Genomic DNA, 2,827 nt, shown 5'->3' on the forward strand with positions numbered 1-2,827 from the left:
CCTGATTCCCGCTGCCGTCGGGATAAATTATGTTGCCAAGGTTTTTGCCGGAAGCCTAAAGCTGCCAGTCTGGCTGGGGTCTCTGGGAACCTTCCTGGCCAGCATGCTGGCCGGCCCGGTTGCCGGTGCTCTCAGCGGCTTCATCAACAATGTTGTCTACGGCCTGACCCTGTCGCCCATCTCAACCGTCTATGCCTTGACCAGCATCGGCATCGGCCTGGCCGTAGCCTGGCTGAAGCAGCGGGGCTTTTTCAAGAAGCCGGTCACGGTCCTGCCCGCCGCCATTTTGGTTGCCCTGGTGTCAGCCGTAATTTCCACCCCGCTCAACGTTGCTTTCTGGGGCGGGCAGACAGGAATCGCCTGGGGGGACGCCCTCTTTGCCTCCCTGGTCGCCAAGCACGTCAACATCTGGCTGGCCTCTTTTGCCGACGAATTCGTCCTTGACCTGCTGGACAAGACGGTCGTTGCCTACCTGGCCTTCCTGGTCTACAAGCAGCTGCCCCTAAGCCTGCGCAGCTTTTTTGCAGGAGGACAAGCATGAGAAACAGCAATGAAATGACCGCGCCAGTTTCCTGGCCGGCAGCTCTTGACCCCGTCAGCAAGCTGCTCTTGATCTTGCTGTTCACCATCGCTGCTTTTTCTTGCGGCAGCCTGCTTTCAAGCGGCCTCCTGGTCTTGGCCAGCCTGCTGGTGGCCCTTTTTGCCAAAAATTCCCGGGCCTTGTGGGGCATGTGCGCCTTCAGCCTCTTTTTGATTGTGACCATGCTCTTGATCCAGGGGCTCTTCTGGCCCCAGAACCACACGGCTGCCTTCCGGCTGGCTGGAGCGACCTTTTACCAAGAAGGACTGGTGCACGCCAGCCTGCTGGCCTGCCGGATCCTGGTCATCATCTTTGCCAGCAGCTTCTTCATGCAGACAACCACGGTTTCGGAAAATGCCCGCTATCTGGAAGCCTGCGGCCTGTCTTACCAGCAAGTCTACATCCTCATGTCGGTCTGCTACATTTTGCCGCAGATGCGGCAGAACCTGCAAAAGATCCAGCTGGCGCAAAAGGCAAGGGGAATCGCGCCGGCCAGGTCTTTGGCCTCCCGGGCCAAAAACCTCTTCCCGGTCCTGCTGCCCCTGATCGTCAAGAGTTTTCAAGAAGCCATGAACCGGTCGATCTCCCTGCAGCTGCGGGGCTACGGCAGTCCCCGGCGCCGGCCGGCGACTCTGCGGAAAAAATACTGGCGGGAAAAACTGTGTCACCGTTTTTTGCTGGCCGCTTGCGTGGCCCTTTTAGGAGGAAAAGCATGTCAAATGATCTTCAGCTGACCATCAGCGGTCTCAATCTGCGCTATCCAGGCTGCCAGGAAAATGCCTTAAATGATCTGTCCGTGGCCAGCCGCGGCAGCCGGATCGGCATCATTGGCCCCAGCCATGCCGGCAAAAGCAGCCTGCTGGCCTTGCTGGCCGGCATCGTCCCCCAGATGATTCCGGCCAAAGTCGCCGGGGCTGTCAGTTTGGCCGGCCAGGACCTGACCACTTGGCGAAAGCGGCATGACCTGGCCATGGTCCAGCAGGATCCGGTCAGCCAGCTGACCGGGCTGGCCGACACGGTCTATGACGAATTGGCCTTTTCCCTGCTTAACCAGGGGAAAAGCGATGCCGAAATTGACCAAGCCGTCCAGCTGGCGGCTGACCAGCTGGACTTGACCGGCCTGCTGGCCTGTTCGCCCAACCAGCTTTCAGGGGGCCAGGTTCAGCGGGTGGCGATTGCCAGCGCCCTGGCTGCAGGGCCGGACCTGCTTTTGCTGGACGACGCCAGCAGCCAGATGGACCCGCTGGGCCGGGAGCATTTCTTCTCCTGGCTGAAAAAGCTGCCCTGCCCCCTGCTGATCGTCTCCGGCGAAGTCGACGACCTGGCCGAGCTCTGCGACCAGATCTGGGTCATGAAAGACGGCCGTCTGGTCATGGCCGCTGCGCCCCAGCAAGTCTTCAATGCCTTAAACGACCCGGCATTCGACAAACCCGTTGCCTGGAAAATGGCCCGGAAACTGGGCCTTGAGCTCGGCGGCCGCTGGCCGGTGACCGCCAATGAATTAAAGAAAGCTGCCATAAATGCCAATCGAAATTAAAAACCTCCGCTATACCTACCCCAATTCAACTTTCAGCCTGGAAATCCCGCGGGAAACTTTTCCCACCGGCCTGGTCTGCCTGGTCGGACAAAACGGATCCGGCAAGAGCACCCTCTTGAAGCTGCTGGCTGACCTGCTTCCGGCAGACGGCGCGGTTGCCGTGAACGGCCAGAAGCTGGCTGACTATCTGGCTGACCGCCGCCTGAGCAAAATTGCCTACGCTTTTCAAGACCCCAATGACCAGCTCTTCAACTCAACCGTGGCCGAAGAGCTCGCCTGGTCCATGAAGCAGGCCCGGTTGCCGGCGGCGGAAATTGCCGCCCGAACCGACAAGATCCTGGAAGAATTTGGCCTTTCTGCCTTCCGGGAGCAAAATCCCTATGACCTGTCGCTTTCCAGCAAAAAGCTTCTGACCATCGCCAGCGCCTTGGTCCTTGACCCGGAAATCTGCCTGCTCGACGAGCCGCTGATGAGCCTGGATTATCCCGGCCGCCAGCTTGTCACCCGCTTGATCCGCCGCCGCGTGGCCCGCGGCAAAAGCGTGGTCATGATCACGCACGACATGGACTGGCTGGCCCGGGAGTGCCGCCAAGTCTGGGCCATGAGCCGGGGCCGGCTGCTTTACCAGGGGCCAGTGGCCGGCTTGTTTGCCGACCAGGACCTGATGGAGCAGCTGGGACTGCTGCCGGCCAGGGCCTGGCAGTTGAGCC

General features: G+C 60.3%; 4 protein-coding genes. All 4 read left to right on the forward strand.

The window, feature by feature from the left end; genetic code table 11:
- A partial coding sequence (locus tag lacNas_RS00005) for an ECF transporter S component (RefSeq protein WP_201346467.1) occupies nt 1-541 on the forward strand: 541 nt, incomplete at its 5' end.
- Nucleotides 538-1,314, forward strand: a complete 777-nt coding sequence (locus tag lacNas_RS00010) for an energy-coupling factor transporter transmembrane component T (RefSeq protein ID WP_201330342.1) — start codon at nt 538-540, stop codon at nt 1,312-1,314. The genes lacNas_RS00005 and lacNas_RS00010, both read left to right, overlap by 4 nt.
- Complete coding sequence (locus lacNas_RS00015) at nt 1,293-2,117, forward strand: energy-coupling factor ABC transporter ATP-binding protein (protein WP_201336015.1); 825 nt, start codon at nt 1,293-1,295, stop codon at nt 2,115-2,117. Before lacNas_RS00010 ends, lacNas_RS00015 begins: the two co-directional genes overlap by 22 nt.
- On the forward strand, nt 2,101-2,827 hold a 727-nt coding region (locus tag lacNas_RS00020), incomplete at its 3' end, for an energy-coupling factor ABC transporter ATP-binding protein (protein WP_201346468.1). The genes lacNas_RS00015 and lacNas_RS00020, both read left to right, overlap by 17 nt.

The organism is Lactobacillus nasalidis, from assembly GCF_016587775.1.
Taxonomy (GTDB): Bacteria; Bacillota; Bacilli; order Lactobacillales; family Lactobacillaceae; genus Lactobacillus; species Lactobacillus nasalidis.

Excerpts from the sequence above, each read along its gene's own strand:
- lacNas_RS00015 (WP_201336015.1), top strand. The coding sequence starts at position 1,293 with ATGTCAAATGATCTTCAGCTGACCATCAGCGGTCTCAATCTGCGCTAT.
- lacNas_RS00010 (WP_201330342.1), top strand. The coding sequence starts at position 538 with ATGAGAAACAGCAATGAAATGACCGCGCCAGTTTCCTGGCCGGCAGCT.